The sequence below is a fragment of the Pseudoalteromonas sp. PAST1 genome (assembly GCF_021532515.1).
GTDB classification, from domain to species: Bacteria; Pseudomonadota; Gammaproteobacteria; order Enterobacterales; family Alteromonadaceae; genus Pseudoalteromonas; species Pseudoalteromonas simplex.
Map to the genome: position 1 here is coordinate 1 of NZ_JAKGBH010000124.1, position 1,603 is coordinate 1,603.

A 1,603-nucleotide genomic window follows, 5' to 3' on the forward strand; every position below is an offset into this window, starting at 1 on the left:
ACATAGAAAAGGCGCTCAATGCGAGGCCGAGAAAATGTCTAGGGTTTAGGCAACCAGCGGTAATATTCGATGAATTACGCAAAGCAGCCTAATTTAGCGAGTGGTGCACTTCGGACTTGAATTCGCGAGTAACCAAAAGCAAAAGCAATAAAAGATACTGTCGATAAAACACCCATAACAGAAATAAACATCTTGTTTTTGCACATTTCTATAAGTCTATTAGAGGTTCTTATATTCAAAATATCCTGAGCGTTGCTAATCAGGTGAGTAGATTGATAATGTTCACTTCTATACTCAATAGAAAAAGAATCATCACCACAGAACAAAGTAAAAATATCACCTAATCTCAGATAAATACGCTTAATTTTATCACCTTTGATCTTATCTATAGCATTTTGATCACCTACAAATTCTGTAACTGTTTTTTTATGATATTCTCCGTTTTCAAGCAATTCAATTGTGATAGAAGAATAAAAAGCACCACCAAACTCTGCTTTCAAACGTTTTTCAGATTCAGCTACTACATTTAAGTAATCCATTAACTGTGTAAAGGTAAACTTAGAACTGTATATATGTAATCTTTTCTTAGTTTTAGTAAACATTTAACTTCCTGTCTTTTCAGAAATTTCACCAATAATATCTAGTAATTAGTTTTGAAGATCAAATAAATATTTATCATGGTTAGATGTTTGCTTTTTAAGGCTTTGGTACATTTACTCAGATTTTTTAGCTGACCATTTGTAGCGGTGTACAAGTTGCACATCTGATGGTTTCACCTTACCCCAAGGTGTAAGTTAATAGATTATCCAATCTTGATATTCTACATTCTGACAAAGGACCAGTAGGTGGCATGTAGCCGCGATACATTATTTCTACTAGTTTTTCTATCGGTTTAGTTGATTTGTTAACTAAGGGTAGGGAATGACAGTCGATGCAAACTCAATAAACTTACTTTTCATTGTCATTGTGCAAATTGGTGGTGCGTTCGCCACCGTTGCCGCAGTGAAAACCGATATTACTTGGATAAAACAAGTCATCAAAAAGCACGGTGAAGATATTACGAAACTACAGGATAAATTATGATAGCGACATTAGGTAAATATTTAGCAGCTAAATTGCTAACCGAAGCATTTATAAAACGTGTCTGTTTAGTTACCGCTAAGCACTTAGCTAGTAAGTCAGAAAACAAACTTGATGATGAATTAGTTAGTGCATTGTCTGAAGCTTTAAGGTAATTTCTTAAAATAAAAGAGCCGCAGTTTTAGCGGCTTTTTCAATTTGAAAAGGCATTCAAATGGTTATTGGAATCTGCAGGTTATGCACTCAAGAAAAAAATTATTATCTTCTCATATAATACCGAAATCATACTTTAAGTTTCTTAAGGGGGGCGCAAGCCAGCTTGCTGTTATAAATGAAAATTCTACTAAAATAGTCATGTCTAATGCTGATGTTAGAGAGAACTTATTTTGCAAAGACTGTGGCCTTGTTGATCAAATGCAGCTCTCTAATAAACTCACTTAACTTACTGATATTTAGGCAGACCAAGGGTGTTGATCTTATTTAGCGCCTTCACTTTGATCATCGCTTCAACCAGTTGGCGATT

At 34.5% G+C, this 1,603-nt stretch carries 3 protein-coding genes; 2 read left to right on the top strand and 1 reads right to left on the bottom strand.

What is annotated here, in order from left to right; all coding sequences use genetic code 11:
- Positions 1–74: 74 nt before the first annotated feature.
- On the bottom strand, positions 75–602 hold the full coding sequence (locus L1272_RS22950) for a hypothetical protein (RefSeq protein WP_235374361.1): 528 nt from the start codon (positions 600–602) through the stop codon (positions 75–77).
- Between the two features lie 319 nt (positions 603–921).
- On the opposite strand from L1272_RS22950, the gene L1272_RS22955 reads away from it, so the two are divergent.
- Complete coding sequence (locus tag L1272_RS22955; protein ID WP_160318713.1) at positions 922–1,083, top strand: hypothetical protein; 162 nt, start codon at positions 922–924, stop codon at positions 1,081–1,083.
- A complete protein-coding gene (locus tag L1272_RS22960; protein WP_235374362.1) occupies positions 1,080–1,235 on the top strand; it encodes a hypothetical protein in 156 nt (51 codons plus the stop codon). Before L1272_RS22955 ends, L1272_RS22960 begins: the two co-directional genes overlap by 4 nt.
- Positions 1,236–1,603: the final 368 nt, after the last annotated feature.

Bases quoted from the DNA above. Each gene is read 5' to 3' on its own strand.
- L1272_RS22960 (WP_235374362.1), top strand. From the start codon at position 1,080: ATGATAGCGACATTAGGTAAATATTTAGCAGCTAAATTGCTAACCGAA.
- L1272_RS22955 (WP_160318713.1), top strand. From the start codon at position 922: ATGACAGTCGATGCAAACTCAATAAACTTACTTTTCATTGTCATTGTG.
- L1272_RS22950 (WP_235374361.1), bottom strand. From the start codon at position 602: ATGTTTACTAAAACTAAGAAAAGATTACATATATACAGTTCTAAGTTT.